The following is a 25,512-nucleotide window of genomic DNA, read 5'->3' on the forward strand; positions in this document are numbered from 1 at the left end:
CTGGCCTTGAACAGGCCGAGCGCGTAATCTCCGGCCATGCCACACGTCGCCCGTCTGTTCTGGATCCTGTTGCTCGCCTGCCTGAGCCCGCTGGCCCTGGGCGAGCGCCTGCGCCTGGTGACCGACGACTGGGCACCTTATGCGTACCAGCACGACGGCCAACCGCGCGGCATCGACTACGAAGTCACCACCCAGGTGTTCGAGCGCCTTGGCGTCGAGGTGGAGTGGGAGTTCCTGCCGTGGAAGCGCTGCCTGGCAATGATCGAGCAGGGCTTGGCCGACGGCATCATGGATATCTTCCAGAACGAGTCGCGCCAGCACTACCTGGTGTACGCCCCCGAGCCCATGTCGGAGGTAGAGTTCGTCCTGTTCCACGCCCGCACTCGACGCCATGCCGTCAAGACTCTCGATGACCTTGCCGGCCTCACCGTCGGCACCTCACCCGGCTACGCCTACGGTGCCGCTTTCAACGAAGCCGTACATTTCCGGCGCGAAGCTGCACCTACCCATGAAGCCAACTTCGGCAAGCTGATGCTGGGCCGCATCGATCTGGCAATCACCGACCGCAAGGTCGGCCATTACCTGCTGCGGCATCTGGGCCTCCAAAAGCAGGTCGAGGAGCTGCCCTTGGTGATCAGCCGCCAGCCCCAATACCTGGCGCTGGCGCGCAAGCCAGGGCGGGAGGCACTGGCCCAGGCCTTCGCCGTGGAACTGCGGCGCTTCAAGCAGGAACCGGCCTATGCAGCGATCAGCAACCGCTACACAGGCGACATCGGAAACATTCTCAACGCCGTTGAGCAGCAGGAAAGCAGCACAGCGCGATAGCTCTGTTATACTCGGGCCTTCCCGCCCGGCTCACGCCCGGACGCTCGGCCTCGCAACAGGCATCCCGATCGGCATCGACGCACTTTCGCGTCCACCCTCTGCTACCCGGATGTGCAGTGAAAGCCCAGCTGGACCGGACGCGATCGCATCCCACCGATGCCCGTCGCGCCAGGCAGAACATCCCAAACGGGCCCAGCCCACACGAGAACAGGATTGCCCATGTCCTTTGCTTCCCTCGGTCTCTCCGAGGCTCTTGTCCGCGCTATCGAGGCTGCGGGCTATACCCAGCCGACCCCCGTGCAACAGCGGGCGATTCCCGCCGTGTTGCAAGGCCGCGACCTGATGGTCGCCGCACAGACAGGTACTGGTAAAACCGGCGGTTTCGCCCTGCCGATCCTCGAGCGCCTGTTCCCGGCCGGCCACCCCGACAAGTCGCAGCGCCATGGCCCGCGCCAACCTCGCGTGCTGGTCCTGACCCCGACCCGCGAACTGGCAGCCCAGGTGCATGACAGCTTCAAGGTCTATGCCCGTGACCTGCCACTGGTCAGCGCCTGCATTTTCGGCGGCGTCGGCATGAACCCGCAGATCCAGGCCATTGCCAAGGGTGTGGACGTGCTGGTCGCCTGCCCTGGCCGCCTGCTCGACCTGGCCGGCCAAGGCAAGGTTGACCTGGCCCACGTGGAAATCCTGGTGCTGGACGAAGCCGACCGCATGCTCGACATGGGCTTCATCCATGACGTCAAGAAAGTCCTCGCCCGCCTGCCGGCCAAGCGCCAGAACCTGTTGTTCTCGGCCACCTTCTCCAAGGACATCACCGACCTCGCCGACAAGCTCCTGCACAACCCGGAGCGAATCGAGGTCACCCCGCCGAACACTACCGTCGAGCGTATCGAGCAGCGCGTCTACCGCCTGCCCGCCAGCCACAAGCGCGCGCTGCTGGCGCACCTGATCACCCAGGGTGCCTGGGAACAGGTACTGGTGTTCACCCGCACCAAGCACGGCGCCAACCGCCTGGCCGAGTACCTGGAAAAGCACGGCCTGACCGCCGCCGCAATTCATGGCAACAAGAGCCAGAACGCTCGCACCAAGGCCTTGGCCGACTTCAAGGCCAACAGCGTGCGCGTACTGGTCGCCACCGACATCGCCGCCCGTGGCCTGGACATCGACCAGCTGCCGCACGTGGTCAACTTCGAGCTGCCGAACGTAGAGGAAGACTACGTCCACCGTATCGGCCGTACCGGCCGTGCCGGGCGTTCGGGCGAGGCCATTTCCATGGTCGCGCCGGATGAAGAGAAACTGCTCAAGAGCATCGAGCGGGTAACCAAGCAGAAGATTCCTGACGGCGACCTGATGGGTTTCGACGCCAGCCAGGTTGAAGCAGAAAAGCCTGAAGTACGCGAACGCCAGCAGAACAATGGCCGTGGTGGCCGTAACCAGCAGGCCCGCGGCGAAGGCGGCAAAGACGCCAACGGCGGCCGCAAGGACAAGGGCAAGGATAAAGGCAAGGCCAAGCAACAGGCTGCGGACAAGCCGGCCGACAAGGAAAAGAGCGGCGACAAGCAACAGCAGCAACGCAAGCCGCGTGACAAGAAGCCACGCCAGCAGCAACAGCAGGCCAGCAACGGCAGCGTGCCGAAAGTGCCTGCCGACCGTGATCCTGAAGAGTTCCTGGACGACGATATCGACAACTTCGGCAACCGTGCCGACTATGTCAGCCCGTACCAGGGCAAGAACCAGGGCCGGAATCGTCGCCCGGGTGCCAATGCCGGCCAAGGTCAGGGCCAGGGTAATGGCCGCAGCAACACCGGTGGCCAAGGTCGCAACAGCGGCCAGCAGCGCAACGGCGGTGGCGGCGAGAAACGTCCAGCCCGCGCTAACAACGGTGGCGGTGCCCGTCGTGATGGGGGTGGCCGTGGCCGCCCGGCCCGTGACGATGCTGCCCGGCAAGAGCCAGCCGTTCGCAACCCGCGCCAGCCGGAAAAACAGCCAGTGATCATCCGCAAGGAATCCAAGCTCGACCGTTACCCGACGCCTGAGCAGCTGGATGATCTGCCGAGCCGCCCGCGCGGTGAGCGCCCGGCGCTGTTGACCCGCAAGGGCTGACAGAAGCACCGAGGGGGCTGCTTCGCAGCCCTATCGCGACACAAGGCCGCTCCTACAGGGTTACGTAAATCCCTGTAGGAGCGGCCTTGTGTCGCGATAGGGCCGCAAAGCGGCCCCCTCGGTTTTCAGCAGGTAAGAATTACTTCTGCTTCACACCTTCAACACTGATATCCAGGTCCAGGGTCTGCGAGGTAGCGCCCGGGCCCTTGATGCCGAAGTCGTTCAGGTTCAGCGTGGTGGTAGCGTTGAAACCAGCGCGCTCGCCGCCCCATGGATCCTTGCCTTCACCGTTGAAAGTGGCCTTGAAGGTGACCGGCTTGGTCACACCGTGCATGGTCAGGTCGCCAGTCACGTCAGCAGTCTTGTCGCCAGTCGGCTTGACGCTGGTGGAGACGAACTTGGCTTCGGGATACTTCTTCACGTCGAGGAAGTCGGCGCTGGCAATGTGCTTGTCACGCTCGGCGTGGTTCGACCACAGGCTGGCGGTTTTCAGGTCGACGTTGATCTTGCTGGCTTCAGGCTTTGCACTGTCCCAGGTGAAGTTGCCGTCGAAGTCCTTGAAGGTACCGTGAATGAAGCTGTAGCCCAGGTGGCTGATCTTCCAGTCAACGAACGCGTGCTGGCCTTCCTTGTCGATCTTGTACTCGGCAGCCATGGCCTGGCCGGCGGAGAGCAGAGCGGTACCGAGCGCCAGAGCGGCAAAAGTCTTTTTCAACATCCTTACTTCCTTCCTTTGCAATTGAGGTTGAGAGTCAAGCTTTGCGGCCCAGCATGCGGGTCAGGGTCGCGTCACGGTCGATGAAATGGTGCTTGAGCGCTGCCAAGCCATGCAGCACGGCAAAAATCACCAAGCCCCAGGCCAGCCAGAGATGGATCACGCCTGCCAGGTCTGCCTGGTCGGGCAGGTCGCTGACCAGTGCCGGCACTTCGAACATGCCAAACACCGGAATGCCGACACCGTCGGCGGTGGAAATCAGGTAACCGGCGATCATTACCGCGAACAGCCCCAGGTACAGGGCCAGGTGGCCCAACTTGGCTGCCAGGCGGGTGAATGCGCCGTGGCTGGCTGGTGCCGGTGGTGGCGGGCTGATGAAGCGCCAGAGCACCCGCAGCAGCATCACCGCCAGCAGCACCAGACCAATGCTTTTGTGCAGGTCCGGGCCGGCCTTGCGCCAAGGGCTGTAGTAGTCGAGGCCGACCATCCACAGGCCCAGGCCGAACAGGCCGAAGACTGCCAGAGCCACGCCCCAGTGCAGGACGATGCTGACCACGCCGTAGCGAGAAGGTGAATTGCGCAGTTGCATGTTGCGTGTTTCCCCGTGAAAGCTGTGCACAGACTAACGCGTAACGCATCGAATAAAAGCGTAAAAAACTGCTTTGGATTATCGATAAATACGATATGTATTCTGTAAGTTTCCCATTAAGGAAACATTAACGATAGACGGAGCGTTCGCGGTTGCCAGTGCCGCCCCTTTCGCAGCACAAGGCTGCTCCTACAGGACGGCGCAGAACCTGTAGGAGCAGCCTTGCGCTGCGAAGGGGCCAGCACTGTAATAAATCAACCCGCTTTGGCCTGGGTATTGGCCACAGCTTTCTTGGCCGGTTCGGACTTGGCAGTCGCCTTTTTGGTCTGGGCTGGCTTGTGCGCCGGTGCGCGCTTGGCAGGCGCAGCCTTGGTCGCAGCAGGCTTGGCCGCTGCTTCCTTGACCACAGGCGCTGGCGCAACCGGGGCCGGCGCTGCTTGCGGGGCTGGGGCTGGCGCAGGCGCCACTTCCTCGGCCTTGGCAATCGGCTCGGCCTTCACCTCAGGCTTGTCCGCCCCACCAAAAAGGCGCTTGAAGAAGCCCGGCTTATCCTGCTTGGCCTCATCGACCGGCTTCGGCTCGGCCTTGACCGGGGCCTTGTCAGCCTTGTCGCCCTTGTCGGAAGAACCACCGAACATGTTGGAGAAGAACCCGCCCTTGCTCTCCTTGGCCGCCACGGCGCCTGCAGCTGCCGCCGCCGCCACTGGTGCCGCCTTGGCCGGGTCGAACGACTTGCCGGCCAGCAGGTCCTGCACCTGGCTGGCCGCGCGCTGGCCACTGCGCAGGGCGCCTTCCAGGGTGCCTGGGTAGAGGGCGTCGGTATGCTCACCGGCAAAGGTGATGCGCTGCACCGGGCGCTCCCACAGGCGCCAGTACTTGCTGATCTGGCCCGGGCCATAGGCCAGGTAGGCGCCGCCGGTACCGGCGTCGGTGCTGTAGCGCTTGACCTCGTAGCCGGTGAACGAGCCACGGGCCTGTGGGTAGAACGCATGCAGGCGGATCAGCACCTGGTCGACCATCTGTTTGTCGCCGAACGCCTGCAGCAGGCGGGCGTTGTCGCCCGACAGGTTGATCACCACGTTGGCGCCACCCTTGAGCGCGGGTTCGATCCACAGCATGCCCAAGCCTGCGTTACTGAAGATTTCGCCCGACATGCGCGCCCGGCTTTCCCATACCGGCTTCTTGAACTTGAGCATCAGCTGGTCGCGCCAGCCATAGTTGGTACCCTTCAACGCCGCCAGGTGCTGGCTGTCCAGGCCCGGGGTCATCTGGATCTTGGCCAGGGCGCGCAGGGGCACGGCCATGACCAGGTAATCCGCCTGGTAGCCGACGCTGCCGACCTTGACCGTGACACCGTCCTTGTCCTGGACGATGGAGGTCACGGGTGAACTGGTCTTGATGGTCTTCAGTTGCTTGACGAACGCTTGGGCCAGCACCGGGCTGCCACCAGGCAGGCGCGCGGCACGCAGGTCACGGTCGCTGACGCCGCGATACACGCGGTTCTGCTGGGCAAAATACAGCAGCGACAGGCGCGATGGCTCATCGTAGCGGGTACGGATCTGCTGGTTGACCAGCTGGCGGGCGGTGGTCGGCAACTGCAGCTTGTCCAGCCAGGTGGAGACGTTGATCTGGTCGAGGGCGAACAGCGTGCTGTTGGCTTGCGGGTTCAGCGGGTCTTCGATCGAACGGGCCAAGTCATCAAGGGTTTTCTCGTAACGCTTGAGCGCCTCGGCAGTGGCCGGTTGCTTGGTAGCCAGGTCGGTGGCACTGAAATACTCGCCGTCGATCAGGTAACCGGGGGTACGCACGAACTCCGGTGCCGGCAGTGTTTCAAGTTTGAAACGGTCGAGGTACTGGTTGAGCACCGGCTGCGCCTTGGCGTTGCCGATCCACTCGCTGGTGGCCAGGCCCGAGCGCCCGCCCATGCCTGCCTTGGCTTCCAGCAGCGTCACCTGCCAGCCTTTGTTCTGCAGCTCGTAGGCGGCCGTCAGGCCCGCCAGGCCGCCACCCACGACGATCGCCGAAGGTGTCTTGTCCTTTGCCAGCGCGGCGCCGCTGGACACACCAATCAATACCAACGCGCACAGGCGCACCCAAGCAGCAGCCATGTCGGCGAACTCCGAGTCAGGGGGTTACAGAAACGTGGAGAGGCAGGAATGCCCCGGGAGAGATGCGTTAAGAATACGTCAGGTCTACCGACCCTGCCAGCGCAGTGACATCAAGTCCTTTTCGCCACAGACATTTTTGCCTGCAGCGTTTCCACGCGGTAGCAAGCGTAGCTGGCAACCCGATGAACAGCGGCGGTTGTCCTGCCCTGCGGCATTGCTTAGGCTTACGCGGTCGAACCAAGCCGCAAAGCCAGGAGAAGTGCCCATGGGCCTCAATGATCAGTGGATGCAACGCGACCTCAAGGTCCTGTGGCACCCCTGCACCCAGATGAAAGACCACGAGCAGCTGCCGCTGATCCCGATCAGGCGCGGCGAAGGCGTGTGGCTGGAAGACTTCGAAGGCAAGCGCTACCTGGATGCGGTGAGCAGCTGGTGGGTCAACGTGTTTGGCCACGCCAACCCGCGTATCAACCAGCGCATCAAGGACCAGGTCGACCAACTGGAGCACGTGATCCTGGCCGGTTTCAGCCACCAGCCGGTGATCGAGCTGTCCGAGCGCCTTGTAGCCATGACCCCGGCCGGCCTCGACCGGGTGTTCTATGCCGACAACGGTTCGTCGTGTATCGAAGTGGCGCTGAAGATGAGCTTCCACTACTGGCAGAACGTCGGCAAGCCGGGCAAGAAGCGCTTCGTCACCCTGACCAACAGCTACCACGGCGAAACCATCGCCGCCATGTCGGTCGGCGATGTGCCGCTGTTTACCGAAACCTACAAGGCGCTGCTGCTCGACACCCTCAAGGTGCCCAGCCCCGACTGCTACCTGCGCCCCGAAGGCACGAGCTGGGAAGAGCACTCGCGCACCATGTTCCAGGCCATGGAACAGACCCTGGCCGAGCACCACGCCTCGATCAGCGCGGTGATCGTCGAACCACTGATCCAGGGTGCCGGCGGTATGCGCATGTACCACCCGGTGTACCTCAAGCTGCTGCGCGAGGCCTGCGACCGCTACGACGTGCACCTGATCCACGACGAAATCGCCGTGGGCTTCGGCCGCACCGGCACCATGTTCGCCTGTGAACAGGCCGGTATTCGCCCGGACTTCCTGTGCCTGTCCAAGGCCCTGACCGGCGGTTACCTGCCACTGGCCGCCTGCCTGACCACCGACAAGGTGTACCAGGCGTTCTACGACGACTACCCAACCCTGCGTGCGTTCCTCCACTCGCACAGCTACACCGGCAACCCGCTGGCCTGCGCCGCGGCGCTGGCGACCCTGGATATTTTCGAGCAGGACAACGTGATCGAGGCCAACAAGGCCCTGGCCACACGCATGGCCAGCGCCACCGCGCACCTGGTCGACCACGCGCATGTGGCCGAAATTCGCCAGACCGGCATGGCACTGGCCATCGAGATGGTCCAGGACAAGGCCGGCAAGGTCGCCTACCCGTGGCAGGAGCGTCGTGGCCTGAAAGTGTTCGAGCATGCCCTGACGCGTGGCGCCCTGCTGCGCCCGCTGGGCAGCGTGGTGTACTTCCTGCCGCCGTATGTGATTACGCCAGATCAGATCGACTTCCTGGCAGAAGTGGCCAGCGAAGGCATCGACATTGCCACCCGCGATAGCGTCAGCGTGGCCGTACCGGCCAACTTCCACCCCGACTTCCGCGACCCGGGCTAAGCCCGGAAGCCCGCCGCGTACTCTGTGGGAGCGGGTTCACCCGCGAATGCAATAGTGGAGTCACCGCCGCATTCGCGGGTGAACCCGCTCCCACAGGGACCACCTTCTCCCTTTAGCTTGAGCTCAACCATGAGACTGTCCCGCTTTTTCATCGACGCCCCCCTGAGCCTTGGCGAGCATGACCTGCCCGAAGCCCAGGCCCACTACATCGGCCGCGTACTGCGCATGGCCCCCGGCGACGCCGTGCAGCTGTTCGACGGCAGTGGCCAGGAGTACCGCGGCCAGTTGCTCGAAGTGGGCAAGAAAACCGTGCGCGTCAGCCTCGACCAGGCCCTCGCCGGCCAGGCCGATTCACCACTGCACGTACACCTCGGCCAAGGCTTGTCCCGTGGCGAGCGCATGGACTGGGCGATCCAGAAAGCCACCGAGCTGGGCGCCAACGAAATCACCCCGATCGTCAGCGAACGCTGCGAAGTGCGGCTGAAGGACGAACGCGCCGACAAGCGTCTGGCCCACTGGCGACAGGTGGCAATCAGCGCCTGCGAACAATGCGGCCGCTCGACCTTGCCGGTCATCCACCCGCCAGTGACCCTGGCCGAGTGGCTGAGCAGTGCCAAGGCCGACCTGAAACTGGTCCTGCACCCGGTGGCCGAACCGCTCACCAGCCATGGCAAGCCGGCCACCCTGGCCTTCCTGATCGGCCCCGAAGGCGGCCTGAGCGAAGCGGAGGTCGAGCAGGCCAAGGCTGCCGGTTTCCACGCCGCACGCCTCGGCCCACGCGTGCTGCGCACCGAAACCGCACCGGTGGTGGCACTGTCGGTGGCACAGCAACTGTGGGGTGACTTTTAACTAACGCACGTAGAACGACACCGCCACGAAATGCATGAGGCTGCCGGCGATCACGAACAGGTGCCAGATGCCATGCCAGTGGCGGAAGCGGCTGTCGAAGGCGAAGAAGATGATGCCGACGGTGTAGAACACCCCACCGGCAGCCAGCCAGGCAAAGCCGGCGCTACCGAGCGAGTGCAGCAGCGGCTTGACCGCCACCAGCACGATCCAGCCCATCACCGCATAGATGATGATCGACAGGATGCGCGCCTCGGAGCGCGGCTTGATCTCCTGCAACATGCCGATCACCGCCAGCCCCCAGACCACCCCGAACAGGCTCCAGCCCCAGGGCCCGCGCAGGCTGACCAGGCAGAACGGCGTGTAGCTGCCGGCGATCAGCAGATAGATCGACAGGTGATCGAGCTTGCGCATGATCACCTTCGCCCGCCCGCGAGTGCTGTGGTACAGGGTAGAAATGCTGTACAGCAACAGCAAGGTGCTGCCGTAGATGGAGAAACTGACGATCTTCCACGGGTCGCCCTGCAGGCCCGCGACCACGATCAGCCAGATGGCACCGATACAGGCCAGGACGGCACCGACCAGGTGGGTCCAGGCGTTGAAGCGTTCACCGTAGTACATGCAAACACAGACCTCCTGAGGTGGGCTGGGTTCCTGTTGTGATGCTGATGGCCTCTTCGCGGGCACGCCCGCTCCCACAGGTATCCACTTGCCTTGAAGTGTATGATTTTCCTGTGGGAGCGGGCGTGCCCGCGAAAGGGCCCTGTGCCTTACATCCTAACCAATCTCAGGTTGCAGTTCCGCGTCACGCACCAGCCGTTCCAGCCCGGCCAGGTCCGGCACACGCGCTACCTGTTCGCCCACCTGCACCGCCGCCAGTTCCAGGCGACCCAGCGCCACGTCCACGTAGTTCAGCTGGCTGTCCAGCTTGCAGGAGCGCGGTATGTCCTGCAGCAACAACGCCAGGTAGCGCAGGCCGGTATCACCCAAGGCATTGAGCACCACCACGCGTGCCCGCTCGCCGCAGGGTGTCTCGCCACCGCACGCGGCTTCGAAGCCGATCAGCGGCAGGCGCTGCTGGCGCCAGTCGATCCAGCCCAGGTGCCAGGCCGGCTCGCCGCGTTGGCACACCACGTTGCGCTGGCCACTCAACTCCGCCACCGCCACGTTGGGCAACACCAGGGTACGGTCGCCCAACGGCAGCAAAAGCCCGGTCAGGCTGCTGCGTTGGCCGGCGATCAGTTCAAGCATGGGTCTGGCTCCAGTGGGCAATGCTCTGCAACAGGACCGACTCCTGGTACGGCTTGCCCAGGTATTCGTTGACGCCGATGGCCATGGCACGGTCGCGGTGCTTCTGCCCGGTGCGCGAAGTAATCATTATGATCGGCAAGTCTTTCAGTCGTTCATCACGGCGGATACGTGTGGCCACCTCGAAGCCGTCCATGCGCGGCATCTCGATGTCCAGCAGCAACACATCGGGGCGGTGTTCTTCCAGCAGGGCCATTGCATCGACCCCGTCCTTGGCCGTCAGCACACTCATGCCGTGGCGTTCCAACAGGCGGCTGGTGACCTTGCGCACAGTCACCGAATCGTCCACCACCATTACCAGCAACGCCCGCCGTGGCGCCGGGCCGAACACCTGGCGCCGAGCCGCACCGCCACCCGGCAGGCGCGCCAGGCGCCGCTGCTGGCCACGCAACTGGCCCAGCAGGTCGAGAATCAGTACCACCCGACCATCGCCCAACAGCGTTGCCCCCGACAACCCGGCAACTGCGGCAAACTGCGGCCCCAGGCTCTTCACCACGATCTCGCGGCTGGGCGACAGGCTATCGGCCTGGATGGCGAACGACTGCTCCTGGGAATGCACCAGCAGCACCGGCAGCGGCACGCTCTGCCCGAGCAATGCCGGGCGCGGCATGCCCTGCAGCAGCTCACCCAGGTAGCGCAGCTCGTATTCGTGGCCGGCGTACACATAACGCGGGGCGTCCAGCTGGTAGCACGCCGCCAGTTCGGCCGGCGGCACGCGGACGATGCCCTCGATGGTATTCAGCGGAATGGCGTACTGCTCTTCGCCCAGGTGCACCATCAGCGCGCGGTTCACCGACACGGTGAACGGCAGGCGGATCAGAAAGCGCGCGCCCTTGCCCTGGGCTGACTCGATACTCATCGAGCCGCCCAGCTGCTTGACCTCCTCGTGCACCACGTCCATGCCCAGGCCACGCCCGGAAATCTGGGTAATCTTCTCGGCAGTGGAAAAGCCCGGGCGCAGAATGAATTGAAGGATCTCGTGATCGCTCAATTGCGCCTGCGGGTCTAGCAGGCCGCGCTTGATGGCCTTGCGGCGCACCGCTTCCAGTGGCACGCCGGCACCGTCGTCGGTCATTTCGATAACGATATCCGCGCCTTCGTGCAGCAGATTCAGGTGAATGGTGCCCTGCTCCGGCTTGCCCGCAGCCAGGCGCATTTCGCGGCTTTCCAGGCCATGGTCGACGGCGTTGCGCAGCATGTGCTCCAGCGGTGCCACCATACGTTCGAGCACGCTGCGGTCGAGTTCACCCTCGGCATTGCCGACCACCAGCTCCACCTGCTTGCCCAGCTCGCTGGCCACCTGCCGTACCACACGCTGCAAGCGCGGCACCAGGCGCTCGAAGGGTACCATCAGGGTAGCGGTCAGGCCTTCCTGCAACTGGCTGTTCACCCGCGCTTGCTGCTGCAGGAGGCTGTGGGCTTCCTGTGCGCGCTGTGCCAGGGTTTCCTTGAGGTCGAGCAAATCCGAGGCGGACTCGAACAAGGCCCGCGACAGCTGCTGCAGTTGCGAGTGGCGGTCCATTTCCAGCGGGTCGAAGTCGTCATAGGCATCGCCTTCGAACTGCTGCCGGCTGGACATCCGCCCTTGGGTCTCGATATCCAGGCGCAGCAACTGGTCGCGCATGCGCTCGAGGGTGGTTTCCATCTCGTTGAGGGTGAACTGCGCATCGTTCACCTGCTGCTCGATGCGCCCACGGATGATCGAGTGCTCACCGGCCAGGTTGCCCAGGTCGTCGAGCAGCTCGGCATCGACCTTGACCATGTCGCCCGGTGCCCGCTCCGGTGCCACCGCCGGGGCCTCACTGGTTGCGGCTTCGACCGGCCCCTGGCCGGCGGCGCTATCGGCCAGGGCCGAGAAGCTGAAGTTGCGGATGTAGTCGATCAGCGCGGTGGCGGCATGCAGCGGTTGCCCCAGGCGCACGGCATCGAGCATGTGCGCCAGGCGGTCATGGCAGTTCTGCAGCAAGGCGAACAGTGGCGCGCTCGGTGGCATACGGCCTGCGGCCAGCAGTTCGTAGAGAAACTCCAGCTCGTGGGCCAGGTCGCCGATCGGCGCAATTTCGACCATGCGCGCCACACCCTTCAGGGTGTGCAGGTCGCGCATCAGGTTGTCCACCTCGACACTGTTGCGCGGGTCGGCCTGCCAGCGCGCCAGGGCTGCGGCGGCACTCTCGACGATGTCCGAGCTTTCTTCGAGGAAGACTTCCAGCAGCTCTTCGCCTGGGCTTTCCGGCTCTTCGACCAGCGGCTCGGCCACAACCGGCAGCAAGGGGTTGTGCGCAGGCCCCAGGCCAAGGGTATCGGCCAGGTCCATGTCCGGATGCAACGGCGTGACCGTGTCGATGCCCACCAGGCCAGTGGCCTCCGGTGCCAGGGCCTGGCCAAGCAGGTGGCGCAGGCTGTCGACCAGCTCTGGCCTTGGCGGGATGTCCTGCCCGGCCGCCACTTCGTCGAGCATGTCCAGCAGTGCTTCATGGGCCCGCTGCACGTGGGCGAAGAACCGTGCATCGGCGGGCAGGCTGCCCTCCTCCACGGCGCCGTACAAGTCGAGCAAGGCCTCGCACACGTCATCCATCTGCCACAGGTCGGCCAGATGCGCGGCGTGGCCCAGGGTAGTCAGTTCGTCGAGCAGGGTGTCCAGCGCATCGCGCTGGCCGGGCTGTTCCTGCCAGCGCGACAGCAACGACTCGGCATCAAGCAGGATATCCATGGCCTGGGCCAGGAAACTGGCAATCGATTGCGGGTCGCGCTTGCTGCGCCGCCCATGCTGCGGGTCGTCATGCAAGCTGGCCAGGTGCCCGTCAACCGCCTGGCCGACCTGCTCGATCAGTTCTGCGGCACCGGGGATGGCTGCCAACGGCGTGCTGTCGAGTTGCACCAGGCCCAGGTGGAACAGCGAGCGCGCAGCTTCCAGCCATTCGATCTCGGCCATTCGCAGGGGCAGTTGGTGGCCCTTGTATTCACGTGCCAGGCGGTCGAAGGCGGTGGCCAGTTCGGCGACCGGCATCACCCCGGCCATGGCGGCACTGCCCTTGAGCGTGTGCAGGGCGCGCTGCAGGCCATCGCTGACCTGCGTATCGTGGCCGTCGGCGCCCTGCAGGAAAGCATCCAGGCTGGCCAGGTGGCCCTGCGCCTCGCTGCGGAAAATGTCGAGCAGTTGCGGATCGAGGCCGTCGATGTCGGCCGCCACCGGGGCATCGTTTTCGGCGAGGGCATGCAGGTGCCCGGCCAGTTGCTCGATTTCCGTCAGTTGCGGCAACTGGCCTGCGGCGAAGTCGGCCAGCAGGTCGGGCAGGTAGACGAATACCTGCTGCAGGGCCACCACGCCTTCCGGGCTGAGCACGCTGCGGCCCTCGAGTACCCGGTTCAGCAGGTGTTCTGCGCCCCAGGCCAGCTCGGCCACCGCCTCGGCATGCACCATGCGGCCGCTGCCCTTGAGCGTATGCAAGGCGCGGCGTACTTCTCCCAGTGCCTCGCGCTGCTGGTTGTCGGCACGCCAGCGCAACCAGTGGCGCTCGATTTCAGGCAGCAGTTCACCGGCCTCGTCGAGAAACACTTCACGCAGCTCGTCATCGATGCCATCAGCGCTGCCATCCTGGCCTGCGGTGGCCTCGACCATCGCGCAGTGCACACCCAGTGTCGCCAGGCTGGCGCGCGCCATGTCGATGAAGGGCTGGCCATCCGCCAATGGGTCCGCCACCCGCCATTGCAGGTAGCATTCGGCGGCGCTCAAGGCCTCGGCCAAGTGCGTCAGCTCATCGGCTGGCGGCTCCACCTCCAGGTGCTGCAGCCACCGCTGCACATAGCTGGCGCAACCGGCAAACAGCTCGGCCACGGTCGGCAGCATCAACATCGCCAGTGCACCACGAATCTGCTGCAACAGCCCTGGCAAAGGTTGCAGGCGTTGCCGAGGCCAGCCGGATTCCAGGCAATCGCCGATCAGGTCCTTGGCCTGCTGCAGCACGTTCAGCGACTCGTTCAACACCAGCTGGCGGATTTCGGCCAGGTCCGAGCCCGGCAGGCCGCCCTGGCCGTTTTCCTCCAGCGGGCCGACCATGCCATTGAGCGTGGCCTCCACGTACAGCAGGGCCCCCGCTACATCCATCAACACCGCGTCGTCCACGGCCCGCTCGCCCTGGGCCAGGGCCTGCAGCGCCAGCACCTGGTCGATGATCACCCGGCGTGGCTGCTGGAAGCCAAGCACCGCCAGGGTGTCGGCCACGTGGCGCAGCGGTGCCAGCAGGGCATCGAGCTGCTCGCTGTGCTGGCGATCGCCACGCACGAACTGGTCCAGGCGCTCCTTGATGCGCATCAGGTCGTCGCACAGCGCGGTCACCACCGAGCGCAGGGCATCGCGGCCAGGCCCTGCCTGCAGCTGCTCGCGCCAGTTGCCCAGCGACAGGTCGAGGTTGGCCAGGTCGTCGGCACCGGCAAAGCGTTGGGTGGCGCCGCTGATCAGGCTGGCCTGGGCCAACGGCTCCTCGCCACGGCAGGCACGCAGTTGGTTGAGCAGCGGCAGCATCACCAGTGGCAGGTCGTGGCGGGCGCCGCGTAGGCGCTCCAGATACGACGGCAGTTGCTCCAGGCCGCGAAACAAAGCGCCCAGGCAATCACCGCGGGGGCTGACCTGACCATCGGCCAGGGCCTTGGCGAACAGCTCCAGTTCTTCAGCCAGGCGCGTGGCACCGCGCAGTTCGAGCATGCGCAGGCAGCCGTGCACCTGGTGCAGGTTGTCTACCACGAATGCCAGCATCGACAGGTCGCCAGGCTCGCCGGCAAAGCGCTCCAGCGCCTGGCGCGCCTGGCCCAGGCAGTCGAGGATGGCGGCTTTGGTCCAGGCCAGCGCCACTGTGTCGTGGCGTTCGGGGCTTACAGCTGCTACAGCCATGGGCACTCCTCGGCGCGGCTTTTCAGTAGAGCTCATCAGTAGGGCTCTTCACTTGGGCTCTGCTGGTGGCGGCAGGGTGAACCCGGACACCGAACGGCGCATCTCGCTGGCCATGCGTGCCAGGTGGCGGATGCTGTCGGCAGTGGCGCCGGAGCCGGCGGAGGTCTGCGCGGTAATCTGCTGGATGACCGCCATGGTGTGGGAGATCTGCCCGGCAGACGAAGTCTGCAGCTGGGCGGCATCGGAGATGCTGTGGATAAGGTCGGCGAGGTTCTGCGAGACGCCTTCGATCTCGGCCAGCGCCACCCCGGCATCCTGGGCCAGGCGGGCACCGCGCACCACCTCGGCGGTAGTCTGCTCCATGGAGATCACCGCCTCGTTGGTGTCGGCCTGGATGGTGCGCACCAGCGCTTCGATCTGCCGGGTGGCCGATGACGAGCGCTCGGCCAGGCGCTGCACTTCGTCGGCGACCACGGCGAACCCACGGCCGGCCTCGCCGGCCAGCGAGGCCTGGATCGCCGCGTTGAGGGCGAGGATGTTGGTCTGGTCGGCAATGTCGTCGATCAGGCTGACGATATCGCCGATTTCCTGGGAAGACTCACCGAGGCGCTTGATCCGTTTGGCGGTGTCCTGGATCTGTTCGCGAATGTTGTCCATGCCGTTGATGGTGTTGTGCACCACCTCGTTGCCCTTGTTGGCGATCGCCACCGAGCGCTCGGCCACCTTGGCCGACTCGTAGGCATGCGCCGAAACCCGGTCGATCGATTCGACCATGTCGCCAACCGCCTCGGAAGCCTCGCTGATCTGCTCGGCCTGGTGTTCAGAGGCCTTGGCCAGCTGGCGTGCGGTGTTCTGTGTGTCCTGCACGGCGGCAGCGACCTGCATGGCACTGTGGTTGATGGTGGCGACCAGGTCGCGCAATTGGTCCACGGAATAGTTGATCGAGTCGGCAATGGCGCCAGTGAAGTCTTCGGTCACCGATACGGTCACGGTCAGGTCGCCGTCAGCCAGCTCTTCGATTTCGTCGAGCAGGCGCATGATCGCCTGCTGGTTGCGTTCGTTCTTTTCCGCCGTCTCACGCAGCTGGCGGTTGGTGGTGCGTACCATGACCAGGCCGATGAGGATGATCGAAGCCAGCGCCAGAAGGCCCAGGACATAGCCGCCGACGGTGTCGAGCGTGCGCCCGCCGGCCAGGTTCTCGAAACCGTTGGCCAGGTGCGAGGCCTCGTCGAGCAGGGTTTGCGACAGGCTGAAGATGTTGCCCGCAGCCTCGCGCACGCGGAACAGTTCCGGCGAGGTTTCGAGGATTTCATCCACCGAGCCGGCAACGAACTGGAACAGCTCTGCAATTTCAGCCAGGCGCGCACGGGCATCGGCGTCCTCGACACGGGTCACCTGGATCGCCGCGTTGCCACTGAGCATGCCCTCGAGCACCTGGCCGAAGCGCCCGGCATCGCGGCCGAAGGCATCCGCCGCCTGGGCCGCGGCGTCGTCACCGGCCAGCACAGTGTTGACCGAGCCGAGAATGCGTTCGGCCAGCAGCAACTGGCGCTGGGCCACCGCCACCTGGCTGGCCGGGGCGCCACTCTGCAGCAGGATCTCGACCACTTTCTCGTATTCCACCTGCAACTGCGGCACGGTCTCGGCCAGGGTCGCCGCCACCTGGTGCAGCGACAGCACGGTCTGCTCGCTGGCCAGGATGGTGTCGGTGTTCTTGCGCAGGTTTTCCCAGTCGCGGCGTACCGCTTCCATTTCGTCACGCACCATGGGCGGCGCAGGTGGCAGGCCGGTGGACTTGTCACCTTCACGCAGGTAGCCCCAGCGCCGTTCGAAATCGTTGCGCGCGTCCGACAGCAGCTTGAAGGCCAGGGCCTTGCCGGTGGCGGCTTCGGTGGCGTTCTTGGCGATGCGCTGCGACAGCACCCGCAGTTCGCCGGCGTGGCCGATGTACTGCTTGTCGTAGTTGGACTGGGTGTTCAGGTAGGCAAAGTTGGCGAACAGCAGAATGATCGACAGGATCAGGATCAGGAACAGCACGGTGATCTGCGCGATGCTGCGGGTACGTGGGGTCACGGTGGTGACGGGGGTGGCAGGCTTGTTCACGTTCGCAGGTCCTATAACGCCACATCGAGAAAGCCCGGCGCCTGGGCCAGGGCGAAGGGGCTGAAGATCGCCCAGTTGCGTTCACGCGGGAAGTGCCCCTGCACGAAAGGTGCAGCGGCGCGGATCAGGGGCTGTGGCGGCGACAGTTGCAGGCTGTCGAGGGCAAAGTGCTGCAGGCCCAGCACCTCGTCTACCAGCAGGCCGACGAACAGGTCCTCGTGGTCCAGCACCAGCACCCGCCGCTGCTTGCCCGGGGCGGCGTGGCCCAGGCCGAAGAAACTGCTCAGGTCCATCACCGGTAGCAGCCGTCCGCGCAGGTTGGCTACCCCGCACACCCACGGCTGCACGCCGGGGACGCGGCTGCTGCGCGGTTCGCGCAGCACCTCGGCAACCTCGCCCATGGGCGCGACGAACCATTGCCCGGCTATGCGGAAGCCGATGCCGCTCCACTGTTGCAGGCGGTTGTCCTGCGGCGGCTGGTCGGCGACCAGCAGGCGGCAGCGCCGGTCGATGTCCAGCAACAACTCGAAGGCGGTCAGCGACGCGCCCTGCGGGCGGGTGGTCAAGCCCCGAGCACTTCTTTGAGCTTGGCGATCAGCGCGTCCTCTTCCACCGGCTTGGTCAGGAAGTCACGAGCGCCCTGGCGCGTGGCCCAGATACGGTCGGTTTCCTGGTCCTTGGTGGTGACCACGATCACCGGGATGGTGCTGGTTTCCGGGTCCTTGCTGAGCTGACGGGTTGCCTGGAAGCCGTTCATGCCGGGCATCACGATGTCCATCAACACCGCGTCGGGCTTGTCCTGCCGTGCCAGGGCCACGCCATCGGCACCGTTGTTGGCCTTGAGCACCTGGTAGCCGTGCTTTTCCAGCCATTCGGTCAATCGGTACATCTCTGTCGGCGAGTCGTCGACAATCAGAACTCGGGCCATGCTGGTTCCCCATCAGGAAAGAAAGACCGTGCCATGGCGAGGCGCGGTCAGGGTGCGTGTTGTTGGGCTGCGGCAAAACCGGGCACGTGGGCGCGGATCGCGTCGAGCAGTTCTTCCTTGCTGAACGGTTTGGTCAGGAACTGGTCGGAGCCGACCACCCGGCCGCGGGCCTTGTCGAACAGGCCGTCACGTGACGACAGCAGAATGACCGGGGTGTCCTTGAAGGCACTGTTGTGCTTGATCACCGCGCAGGTCTGGTAGCCGTCCAGGCGCGGCATCAACACATCGACGAAGATGATGCTGGGCTGGTGGTCGACGATCTTGGCCAGGGCATCGAAGCCATCGCTGGCGGTGATCACCTCGCAGCCCGCTTCACCGAGCAACATCTGTGCGGTGCGGCGGATCGTGCGCGAGTCGTCGATCACCATCACCTTCAGGGGTTGTTCCATCACTTGGGCTACCGTCGCTGCTTATGCCGAATTCCTGGAGCTGCTGCGCAGCCCCAAAGGCCTGTTGTATAGCGCTATGACTGGCATTTTTAGCACACTCCGGGTGGCCGTTCCATCTGCGGCGCCCCTTGACCGGCGGCGTTCACGGCGCCACCCTGAGCCACTTTTCTTTCGATCCATCGCGGCCACGTGCCGCCAAGAGGAACCACCCCATGAGCGTTCGCCTCGGCATTGTCATGGACCCCATCGCGTCCATCTCCTACAAGAAGGACAGCTCGCTGGCCATGCTGCTGGCCGCACAGGCGCGCGGCTGGAGCCTGTTCTACATGGAACAGCGAGATATGTACCTGGGCGCCGGCCAGGCCCGTGCGCAGATGCGCCCGCTGAAAGTGTTTGCCGACCCGGCCCGCTGGTTCGAGCTGGGCGAGGAGCAGGACAGCGCGCTGGCCGAGCTGGACGTGATCCTGATGCGCAAGGACCCGCCCTTCGACATGGAGTTCGTCTACAGCACCTACCTGCTGGAGCAGGCCGAGCGCGAGGGGGTACTGGTGGTCAACCGCCCGCAGAGCCTGCGCGACTGCAACGAAAAACTGTTCGCCACCCAGTTCCCGCAGTGCATGGCGCCTACCCTGGTCAGCCGCCGTGTCGACATCCTGCGCGAGTTCGCCGACAGCCGTGGTGACGTAATCCTCAAGCCGCTGGACGGCATGGGCGGCGCCTCGGTGTTCCGTCACCGCAAGGACGACCCTAACCTGTCGGTGATCCTCGAGACCCTGACCCAGCACGGCGGCCAGCAGATCATGGCGCAGGCCTACCTGCCCGAGATCAAGGACGGCGACAAACGCATCCTGATGATCGACGGCGAGCCGGTGGACTACTGCCTGGCGCGTATCCCGGCCAGCGGCGAGACCCGTGGCAACCTTGCCGCCGGCGGCCGTGGCGAAGCACGCCCGCTGACCGACCGCGACCGCTGGATCGCCGCCCAGGTCGGCCCGACCCTGCGCGAGAAGGGCCTGACGTTCGTGGGCCTGGACGTGATCGGCGACTACCTCACCGAAATCAACGTCACCAGCCCCACCTGCATCCGCGAGATCGATGCCGCCTACAACACCGATATCGGCGGGCAATTGATGGATGCCATTGATCGCCAGCTGAAGGCGCGCTGACCGCCGACGCACGGCAACAACCCAGAGTGGGGTATGATGCGGGTCCTTTTAGCCTGGCCTGCTGCCCCGCCCTGCGGTTGCTGGAAACCCGATGACGCTGCCCGCTGACATCCCCGCCGACCTGCTGCCCCCCCGTGTTCGCCCGGTGGACCGGCTCGGCTTTACCCTGTTCCTGGCTGCCCTGGTGCACCTGGCGCTGATCCTCGGCGTCGGCTTCAGCGTGGTCAAGCCTGCAGAAATCCGCCACACCATGGACATCACCCTGGCCACCTTCAAGAGCGAGAAACCGCCGGAGAAGGCCGATTTCCAGGCCCAGGACAACCAGCAGGGCAGCGGCACCCTGGACAAGAAAGCGGTGCCCAAGACCACCGAACTGGCACCGTTCCAGGACAGCAAGATCAACAAGATCACCCCGCCACCCGCCGCGAAGCCCGAGGTGGTACCGCCCCCTGTCCCGCAGAAGTCGGCGGTAGTGACCACGGCGCCCAAGCCGCAGAAGGTCGAGCCCAAACCCAGGGAAAGCAAACCGCAGCCCAAGCCGGCAGCCCCGGCACCGGACTTCGACAGCTCGCAGTTGTCCAGCCAGATCGCCAGCCTGGAGGCGGAGCTGTCCAACGAACAGCAGATGTACGCCAAGCGCCCGCGCATCCATCGGCTCAACGCCGCCTCGACCATGCGCGACAAGGGTGCCTGGTACAAGGAGGAGTGGCGCAAGAAGGTCGAGCGGGTGGGCAACCTGAACTACCCCGATGAAGCGCGCCGGCAACAGATCTACGGCAACCTGCGCATGATGGTGTCGATAAACCGCGATGGCTCGCTGTACGAGGTACTGGTGCTGGAGTCGTCCGGGCAACCGGTGCTTGACCAGGCGGCGCAGCGCATCGTGCGGCTGGCGGCGCCGTTTGCGCCGTTTACCGGGGACCTGGCCGAGTTTGACCGGCTGGAGATCATCCGCACCTGGCGCTTTGCCCGTGGGGACCGTTTGTCCAGTAACTGAATCAGGGCCGCTTCGCGCCCCATCGCCGGCAAGCCAGCTCCCACAGGGATAGCATGTGGCTTGAGATCGATGCGATCGGTGTGGGAGCTGGCTTGCCGGCGATGGGCTGCACAGCAGCCCCAAAACAGCCATGCCGAGCACCTTGTCAGCCTCGCCACCTGGCGCCACACTATCCCCCATGAAAACCCTCACGCCGAGCTACCTCAAGCATCAGTTCCTGATCGCCATGCCACACATGGCCGATCCGAACTTCGCCCAGACCCTCACGTACATCGTCGAGCACAACGCCCATGGCGCCATGGGCCTGGTGGTCAACCGGCCGCAGGAGCTGAACCTGGCCGACATCCTCGAGCAGCTGCGCCCGGACGAAATGCCACCGGCCAGCACCTTGCAGGTGCCGATCTACCAAGGTGGCCCGGTACAGACCGACCGTGGCTTCGTACTGCACAGCAGCGAATGCAGTTTCCAGGCCACCGTGGCGCTGGAAGGGCTGTCGCTGACCACCTCGCAGGATATATTGCTTGCCATCGCCGCCGGGGTAGGCCCGAAACAGAGCCTGATCACCCTGGGCTATGCCGGCTGGGAAGCGGGCCAACTGGAAGCGGAGCTTGCCGACAACGCCTGGCTCAACTGCCCGTTCGACCCGGAAATCATCTTCGGCCTGACCAGCGACCTGCGCCTGGAAGCCGCCGCCGCTAGCCTGGGGATCAACCTGAACCTGCTGACCAGCCAGGCGGGCCACGCCTGATGGCCGAACTGCACCCTGAACTGCGTCTGCTGCTGGGCTTCGACTACGGCAGCAAACAGATCGGCGTAGCCGTCGGCCAGGTGGTTACCGGCCAGGCCCGCGAGCTTTGCACACTGAAAGCACAGAACGGCGTGCCGGACTGGGCCCAGGTGGAAAAGCTGATTGCCGAATGGAAGCCCGACGCCATCGTCGTCGGCCTGCCGCTAAACATGGACGGCACCCCCAGCGAAATGAGCGCCCGCGCAGAAAAGTTCGCCCGCCGCCTGAACGGCCGCTTCAACCTGCCCGTGCACACCCACGACGAACGCCTGACCACCTTCGAGGCCAAGGGCGAGCGCATGGCCCGTGGCGGCCAGCGCGGCAGCTACCGCGACAACCCGGTCGATGCCATCGCCGCCGCCCTGTTGCTGCAAGGCTGGCTGGAGGCCAATACCTGATCATCTTTGCCGCCGGCCCCGCCCGGCGCACCCTTCCGAGGAGCCCGCAATGAGCCTACCCAATCCCGCCGACCTGATTCGGCAGATGGCTGTCGACCTTCGTGCCCACCTGGCGCGCCGGGCAATTACCGAACCGCGCTACATCGGTATCCGCACCGGCGGCGTCTGGGTTGCCCAGGCCCTGCAGGAAGCCATGGGCGACACCAGCCCCATGGGCACTCTGGACGTCTCGTTCTATCGCGACGACTTCAGCCAGAACGGCCTGCACCCGCAAGTGCGCCCGTCCGAGCTGCCGTTCGAGGTCGAGGGCCAGCACCTGGTGCTGGTGGATGACGTGCTGATGAGCGGCCGCACGGTACGCGCCGCGCTCAACGAACTGTTCGATTATGGCCGCCCGGCCAGCGTCACCCTGGTCTGCCTGCTGGACCTGGATGCCGGCGAACTGCCAATCCGCCCGAATGTACTCGGCGCCACCCTGTCGCTGCCCCCCCATGAACGGGTAAAATTGACCGGACCCGCACCGCTCGCCCTCGAGCGCCAGGACCTCGCCTCCGCTTCCGCCCTTTAAGAGTCCCCCGCGATGACGCCAATCGACGCCAAGCGCCCGCTGCAGCTCAATGATCAGGGCCAGCTGCGCCACTTCCTCTCGCTCGACGGTTTGCCCCGCGAACTGCTCACCGAGATCCTCGACACCGCCGACTCCTTCCTGGAAGTCGGTGCCCGGGCCGTGAAGAAAGTCCCGTTGCTGCGCGGCAAGACTGTGTGCAACGTGTTCTTCGAGAACTCCACCCGTACCCGTACCACGTTCGAACTGGCGGCCCAACGCCTGTCGGCCGACGTGATCAGCCTGAACGTGTCGACCTCCTCGACCAGCAAAGGCGAAACCCTGTTCGATACCCTGCGCAACCTCGAAGCCATGGCCGCCGACATGTTCGTGGTGCGTCACTCCGATTCCGGGGCCGCGCACTTCATCGCCGAGCATGTGTGCCCGGAAGTTGCCGTGATCAACGGCGGTGACGGCCGCCACGCGCACCCGACCCAGGGCATGCTCGACATGCTCACCATCCGCCGCCACAAGGGCAGCTTCGAGAACCTGTCGGTGGCCATCGTCGGCGACATCCTGCACTCGCGCGTGGCCCGCTCCGACATGCTGGCGCTCAAAGCGCTGGGCTGCCCGGACATCCGCGTGATCGGCCCGAAAACCCTGATCCCGATCGGTATCGAGCAGTACGGCGTGAAGGTCTACACGGACCTCGCCGAAGGCCTGAAGGACGTCGACGTGGTGATCATGCTGCGCCTGCAGCGTGAGCGCATGGCCGGCGGCCTGCTGCCCAGCGAAGGCGAGTTCTACCGCCTGTTCGGCCTGACCACCGCGCGCCTGGCCGGGGCCAAGCCCGACGCCATCGTCATGCACCCGGGCCCGATCAACCGCGGCGTGGAAATCGAGTCGGCGGTGGCCGACGGCAAGCACTCGGTGATCCTCAACCAGGTCACCTACGGCATCGCCGTGCGCATGGCCGTGCTGTCCATGGCCATGAGCGGGCAGAACGCGCAACGTCAATTCGACCAGGAGAACGCCCAGTGACCATCAGTATTCTCGGCGCCCGGGTCATCGACCCGAACAGCGGCCTGGACCAGGTCACCGACCTGCACCTGGACGGCGGCCGCATTGCCGCCATCGGTGCAGCCCCGGCCGGCTTCAGCGCCAGCCGCACGATCCAGGCTGATGGCCTGGTCGCCGCACCCGGCCTGGTCGACCTCGGCGTGTCCCTGCGCGAGCCGGGCTACAGCCGCAAAGGCAACATCGCCAGTGAAACCCGCGCCGCCGTCGCCGGCGGTGTCACCAGCCTGTGCTGCCCGCCGCAGACCAAGCCGGTGCTGGACACCTCGGCCGTGGCCGAGCTTATCCTTGACCGCGCCCGCGAGGCCGCCAACAGCAAGGTCTACCCGATCGGCGCCCTGACCAAGGGCCTGGAAGGCGAGCAACTGGCCGAGCTGGTGGCCCTGCGCGACACCGGCTGCGTGGCCTTCGGCAATGGTCTGAAGGAAATCCCCAACAACCGTACCTTGGCCCGCGCCCTGGAATACGCCGCCACCTTCGACCTGACCGTGGTGTTCCACTCCCAGGACCGCGACTTGGCCCAGGGTGGCCTGGCCCACGAAGGTGCCATGGCCAGCTTCCTCGGCCTGCCGGGCATTCCGGAAACCGCCGAGACAGTGGCCCTGGCGCGCAACCTGCTGCTGGTGGAACAGACCGGCGTGCGTGCGCACTTCACCCAGATCACCAGCGCCCGTGGCGCGCGGCTGATCGAGCAGGCCCAGCAGCTTGGCCTGCCGGTGACCGCCGATGTGGCGCTGTACCAACTGATCCTTACCGACGAGTCGCTGCGTGAGTTCTCCAGCCTGTACCACGTGCAGCCACCGCTGCGCACCGCCGCCGACCGTGACGGCCTGCGTGCGGCGGTGAAGTCGGGGGTGATCCAGGCGATTTCCAGCCACCACCAGCCGCACGAGCGCGACGCCAAGCTGGCCCCGTTCGGCGCCACCGAGCCGGGCATCAGCAGCGTCGAGCTGCTGCTGCCGCTGGCCATGACCCTGGTGCAGGACGGCCTGCTCGACCTGCCAACCTTGCTGGCCCGCCTGAGCAGCGGCCCGGCGGCGGCCCTGCGCCTGCCGGCCGGCGAGCTGAAAGTGGGTGGCGCGGCCGACCTGGTGCTGTTCGACCCGCAAGCCTCGACCGTGGCCGGCGAGCAGTGGTTCTCCCGCGGTGAGAACTGCCCGTTCATCGGCCACTGCCTGCCGGGTGCGGTGCGTTATACCTTGGTCGATGGGCATGTCTGCCACGAGGCCTGAGTAACCCTCACTGGCCTCATCGCCGGCAAGCCAGCTCCCACAGGAAATCACTGCCCTCAATGCCTGTGATATCCGTGTGGGAGCTGGCTTGCCGGCGATGAGGCCAGTACAAGGGAACACCTACCATTCATCCCCCACGGTTGAAATCCTTCCCCCCACCCCCATATGAGTCTGCATCAGGCACTTTCGCCCCGCTGCGTGGAGACTCTCCCCTTGACCACCATCGTTTCTGTCCGCCGTAACGGCAAAGTCGTCATGGGCGGCGACGGCCAGGTATCCCTCGGCAACACCGTGATGAAAGGCAACGCCAAGAAGGTGCGCCGCCTGTACCACGGCCAGGTCATCGCGGGCTTCGCCGGCGCCACCGCCGATGCGTTCACCCTTTTCGAGCGCTTTGAAGGCCAGCTTGAAAAACATCAGGGCCACCTGGTCCGCGCCGCCGTCGAGCTGGCCAAGGAATGGCGTACCGACCGCTCCCTGAGCCGCCTGGAAGCCATGCTGGCCGTGGCCAACAAGGACGCCTCCCTGATCATCACCGGCAACGGCGACGTGGTCGAACCCGAAGACGGCCTGATCGCCATGGGTTCCGGCGGCGCCTACGCCCAGGCCGCAGCCCGCGCCCTGCTGAACAAGACCGACCTCTCGGCCCGTGAAATCGCCGAGACCGCCCTGAACATCGCCGGCGACATCTGCGTGTTCACCAACCACAACCTGACCATCGAGGAGCAGGACCTGGCCGACTGATCAGCTGTTCTGGCGCCTCATCCCGGTGATGGG

General features: G+C 65.3%; 22 protein-coding genes. 12 read left to right on the forward strand and 10 right to left on the reverse strand.

Translation table 11 applies throughout. From position 1 onward, the window contains the following. The first annotated feature begins 36 nt into the window (after positions 1-36). Together ACK56M_RS26960 and ACK56M_RS26965 are read left to right on the forward strand one after the other, a co-directional pair. Entirely contained in the window at positions 37-825 is a 789-nt protein-coding gene (locus tag ACK56M_RS26960) for a substrate-binding periplasmic protein (RefSeq protein WP_015272072.1), read from the forward strand. 219 nt (positions 826-1,044) lie between these two features. Continuing rightward, the gene (locus ACK56M_RS26965; RefSeq protein WP_015272073.1) at positions 1,045-2,928 is read left to right on the forward strand and encodes a DEAD/DEAH box helicase; all 1,884 of its coding nucleotides are present in this window, start codon (positions 1,045-1,047) and stop codon (positions 2,926-2,928) included. A 139-nt stretch (positions 2,929-3,067) separates the two neighbouring features. Here ACK56M_RS26965 and ACK56M_RS26970 read toward each other — a convergent pair whose 3' ends face one another. The 3 genes from ACK56M_RS26970 to ACK56M_RS26980 form a co-directional block, all read right to left on the reverse strand. After that, the gene (locus ACK56M_RS26970; protein WP_013974517.1) at positions 3,068-3,646 is read right to left on the reverse strand and encodes a YceI family protein; all 579 of its coding nucleotides are present in this window, start codon (positions 3,644-3,646) and stop codon (positions 3,068-3,070) included. 34 nt (positions 3,647-3,680) lie between these two features. Next, on the reverse strand, positions 3,681-4,232 hold the full coding sequence (locus tag ACK56M_RS26975) for a cytochrome b (protein WP_411959153.1): 552 nt from the start codon (positions 4,230-4,232) through the stop codon (positions 3,681-3,683). A 254-nt stretch (positions 4,233-4,486) separates the two neighbouring features. Next, positions 4,487-6,340 (reverse strand): FAD-dependent oxidoreductase, encoded by a 1,854-nt coding sequence (locus tag ACK56M_RS26980; RefSeq protein ID WP_411959154.1) that lies wholly within the window; start codon positions 6,338-6,340, stop codon positions 4,487-4,489. A gap of 265 nt (positions 6,341-6,605) precedes the next feature. Here ACK56M_RS26980 and ACK56M_RS26985 point away from each other — a divergent pair, with 265 nt between their 5' ends. Together ACK56M_RS26985 and ACK56M_RS26990 are read left to right on the forward strand one after the other, a co-directional pair. After that, positions 6,606-8,012, forward strand: a complete 1,407-nt coding sequence (locus ACK56M_RS26985) for an adenosylmethionine--8-amino-7-oxononanoate transaminase (RefSeq protein WP_054572175.1) — start codon at positions 6,606-6,608, stop codon at positions 8,010-8,012. Positions 8,013-8,141: 129 nt separating this feature from the next. Continuing rightward, positions 8,142-8,861 (forward strand): 16S rRNA (uracil(1498)-N(3))-methyltransferase, encoded by a 720-nt coding sequence (locus tag ACK56M_RS26990; RefSeq protein ID WP_054572176.1) that lies wholly within the window; start codon positions 8,142-8,144, stop codon positions 8,859-8,861. Here the strand turns inward: ACK56M_RS26990 and trhA are convergent, their stop codons facing one another. The 7 genes from trhA to ACK56M_RS27025 form a co-directional block, all read right to left on the reverse strand. After that, on the reverse strand, positions 8,862-9,479 hold the full coding sequence (gene trhA / locus ACK56M_RS26995; protein ID WP_013974522.1) for a PAQR family membrane homeostasis protein TrhA: 618 nt from the start codon (positions 9,477-9,479) through the stop codon (positions 8,862-8,864). Between the two features lie 156 nt (positions 9,480-9,635). Next, positions 9,636-10,109, reverse strand: coding sequence for a chemotaxis protein CheW (locus ACK56M_RS27000; RefSeq protein ID WP_054572177.1), 474 nt, complete (start codon positions 10,107-10,109; stop codon positions 9,636-9,638). After that, complete coding sequence (locus ACK56M_RS27005; RefSeq protein WP_015272078.1) at positions 10,102-15,054, reverse strand: Hpt domain-containing protein; 4,953 nt, start codon at positions 15,052-15,054, stop codon at positions 10,102-10,104. The genes ACK56M_RS27000 and ACK56M_RS27005 overlap by 8 nt, the downstream gene beginning before the upstream one ends. A gap of 48 nt (positions 15,055-15,102) precedes the next feature. After that, positions 15,103-17,157, reverse strand: coding sequence for a methyl-accepting chemotaxis protein (locus tag ACK56M_RS27010; protein ID WP_015272079.1), 2,055 nt, complete (start codon positions 17,155-17,157; stop codon positions 15,103-15,105). Positions 17,158-17,168: 11 nt separating this feature from the next. Next, positions 17,169-17,723, reverse strand: a complete 555-nt coding sequence (locus ACK56M_RS27015; protein ID WP_003257767.1) for a chemotaxis protein CheW — start codon at positions 17,721-17,723, stop codon at positions 17,169-17,171. Beyond that, positions 17,720-18,085 carry a twitching motility response regulator PilH gene (gene pilH, locus ACK56M_RS27020; RefSeq protein ID WP_003257768.1) on the reverse strand — a complete coding sequence of 122 codons (366 nt, stop codon included), beginning with the start codon at positions 18,083-18,085 and terminating at the stop codon, positions 17,720-17,722. The genes ACK56M_RS27015 and pilH overlap by 4 nt, the downstream gene beginning before the upstream one ends. A gap of 47 nt (positions 18,086-18,132) precedes the next feature. Next, positions 18,133-18,534 carry a response regulator gene (locus tag ACK56M_RS27025; RefSeq protein WP_003257770.1) on the reverse strand — a complete coding sequence of 134 codons (402 nt, stop codon included), beginning with the start codon at positions 18,532-18,534 and terminating at the stop codon, positions 18,133-18,135. Between the two features lie 212 nt (positions 18,535-18,746). Here ACK56M_RS27025 and gshB point away from each other — a divergent pair, with 212 nt between their 5' ends. From gshB to hslV, 8 genes are all read left to right on the forward strand, one after another. Beyond that, complete coding sequence (gshB, locus tag ACK56M_RS27030; protein WP_015272080.1) at positions 18,747-19,700, forward strand: glutathione synthase; 954 nt, start codon at positions 18,747-18,749, stop codon at positions 19,698-19,700. Between the two features lie 91 nt (positions 19,701-19,791). Then, on the forward strand, positions 19,792-20,697 hold the full coding sequence (locus tag ACK56M_RS27035) for an energy transducer TonB (protein ID WP_013974528.1): 906 nt from the start codon (positions 19,792-19,794) through the stop codon (positions 20,695-20,697). A gap of 178 nt (positions 20,698-20,875) precedes the next feature. Further along, the gene (locus ACK56M_RS27040) at positions 20,876-21,445 is read left to right on the forward strand and encodes a YqgE/AlgH family protein (protein ID WP_015272081.1); all 570 of its coding nucleotides are present in this window, start codon (positions 20,876-20,878) and stop codon (positions 21,443-21,445) included. Continuing rightward, positions 21,445-21,882 carry a Holliday junction resolvase RuvX gene (ruvX, locus tag ACK56M_RS27045; RefSeq protein ID WP_013974530.1) on the forward strand — a complete coding sequence of 146 codons (438 nt, stop codon included), beginning with the start codon at positions 21,445-21,447 and terminating at the stop codon, positions 21,880-21,882. Before ACK56M_RS27040 ends, ruvX begins: the two co-directional genes overlap by 1 nt. A gap of 49 nt (positions 21,883-21,931) precedes the next feature. Beyond that, positions 21,932-22,450, forward strand: a complete 519-nt coding sequence (gene pyrR / locus ACK56M_RS27050; RefSeq protein ID WP_015272082.1) for a bifunctional pyr operon transcriptional regulator/uracil phosphoribosyltransferase PyrR — start codon at positions 21,932-21,934, stop codon at positions 22,448-22,450. Between the two features lie 12 nt (positions 22,451-22,462). Continuing rightward, positions 22,463-23,467 (forward strand): aspartate carbamoyltransferase catalytic subunit, encoded by a 1,005-nt coding sequence (locus tag ACK56M_RS27055; protein ID WP_003257774.1) that lies wholly within the window; start codon positions 22,463-22,465, stop codon positions 23,465-23,467. Next, positions 23,464-24,735 carry a dihydroorotase gene (locus tag ACK56M_RS27060; RefSeq protein WP_015272083.1) on the forward strand — a complete coding sequence of 424 codons (1,272 nt, stop codon included), beginning with the start codon at positions 23,464-23,466 and terminating at the stop codon, positions 24,733-24,735. The genes ACK56M_RS27055 and ACK56M_RS27060 overlap by 4 nt, the downstream gene beginning before the upstream one ends. 213 nt (positions 24,736-24,948) lie before the next feature. Continuing rightward, entirely contained in the window at positions 24,949-25,479 is a 531-nt protein-coding gene (gene hslV / locus ACK56M_RS27065) for an ATP-dependent protease subunit HslV (protein WP_003249309.1), read from the forward strand. Positions 25,480-25,512 lie beyond the last annotated feature (33 nt).

The sequence above is a fragment of the Pseudomonas sp. s4 genome, from assembly GCF_046764235.1.
In the GTDB taxonomy this organism is placed as follows: Bacteria; Pseudomonadota; Gammaproteobacteria; order Pseudomonadales; family Pseudomonadaceae; genus Aquipseudomonas; species Aquipseudomonas asiatica.

Excerpts from the sequence above, each read along its gene's own strand:
- ruvX (WP_013974530.1), top strand. The coding sequence starts at position 21,445 with ATGGCCGAACTGCACCCTGAACTGCGTCTGCTGCTGGGCTTCGACTAC.
- ACK56M_RS26975 (WP_411959153.1), bottom strand. The coding sequence starts at position 4,232 with ATGCAACTGCGCAATTCACCTTCTCGCTACGGCGTGGTCAGCATCGTC.
- ACK56M_RS26960 (WP_015272072.1), top strand. The coding sequence starts at position 37 with ATGCCACACGTCGCCCGTCTGTTCTGGATCCTGTTGCTCGCCTGCCTG.
- ACK56M_RS27035 (WP_013974528.1), top strand. The coding sequence starts at position 19,792 with ATGACGCTGCCCGCTGACATCCCCGCCGACCTGCTGCCCCCCCGTGTT.
- ACK56M_RS27040 (WP_015272081.1), top strand. The coding sequence starts at position 20,876 with ATGAAAACCCTCACGCCGAGCTACCTCAAGCATCAGTTCCTGATCGCC.
- ACK56M_RS27000 (WP_054572177.1), bottom strand. The coding sequence starts at position 10,109 with ATGCTTGAACTGATCGCCGGCCAACGCAGCAGCCTGACCGGGCTTTTG.
- ACK56M_RS26980 (WP_411959154.1), bottom strand. The coding sequence starts at position 6,340 with ATGGCTGCTGCTTGGGTGCGCCTGTGCGCGTTGGTATTGATTGGTGTG.
- pyrR (WP_015272082.1), top strand. The coding sequence starts at position 21,932 with ATGAGCCTACCCAATCCCGCCGACCTGATTCGGCAGATGGCTGTCGAC.
- ACK56M_RS26970 (WP_013974517.1), bottom strand. The coding sequence starts at position 3,646 with ATGTTGAAAAAGACTTTTGCCGCTCTGGCGCTCGGTACCGCTCTGCTC.
- ACK56M_RS27005 (WP_015272078.1), bottom strand. The coding sequence starts at position 15,054 with ATGGCTGTAGCAGCTGTAAGCCCCGAACGCCACGACACAGTGGCGCTG.
- ACK56M_RS27055 (WP_003257774.1), top strand. The coding sequence starts at position 22,463 with ATGACGCCAATCGACGCCAAGCGCCCGCTGCAGCTCAATGATCAGGGC.
- pilH (WP_003257768.1), bottom strand. The coding sequence starts at position 18,085 with ATGGCCCGAGTTCTGATTGTCGACGACTCGCCGACAGAGATGTACCGA.
- ACK56M_RS26990 (WP_054572176.1), top strand. The coding sequence starts at position 8,142 with ATGAGACTGTCCCGCTTTTTCATCGACGCCCCCCTGAGCCTTGGCGAG.
- trhA (WP_013974522.1), bottom strand. The coding sequence starts at position 9,479 with ATGTACTACGGTGAACGCTTCAACGCCTGGACCCACCTGGTCGGTGCC.
- ACK56M_RS26985 (WP_054572175.1), top strand. The coding sequence starts at position 6,606 with ATGGGCCTCAATGATCAGTGGATGCAACGCGACCTCAAGGTCCTGTGG.
- ACK56M_RS26965 (WP_015272073.1), top strand. The coding sequence starts at position 1,045 with ATGTCCTTTGCTTCCCTCGGTCTCTCCGAGGCTCTTGTCCGCGCTATC.
- ACK56M_RS27025 (WP_003257770.1), bottom strand. The coding sequence starts at position 18,534 with ATGGAACAACCCCTGAAGGTGATGGTGATCGACGACTCGCGCACGATC.
- gshB (WP_015272080.1), top strand. The coding sequence starts at position 18,747 with ATGAGCGTTCGCCTCGGCATTGTCATGGACCCCATCGCGTCCATCTCC.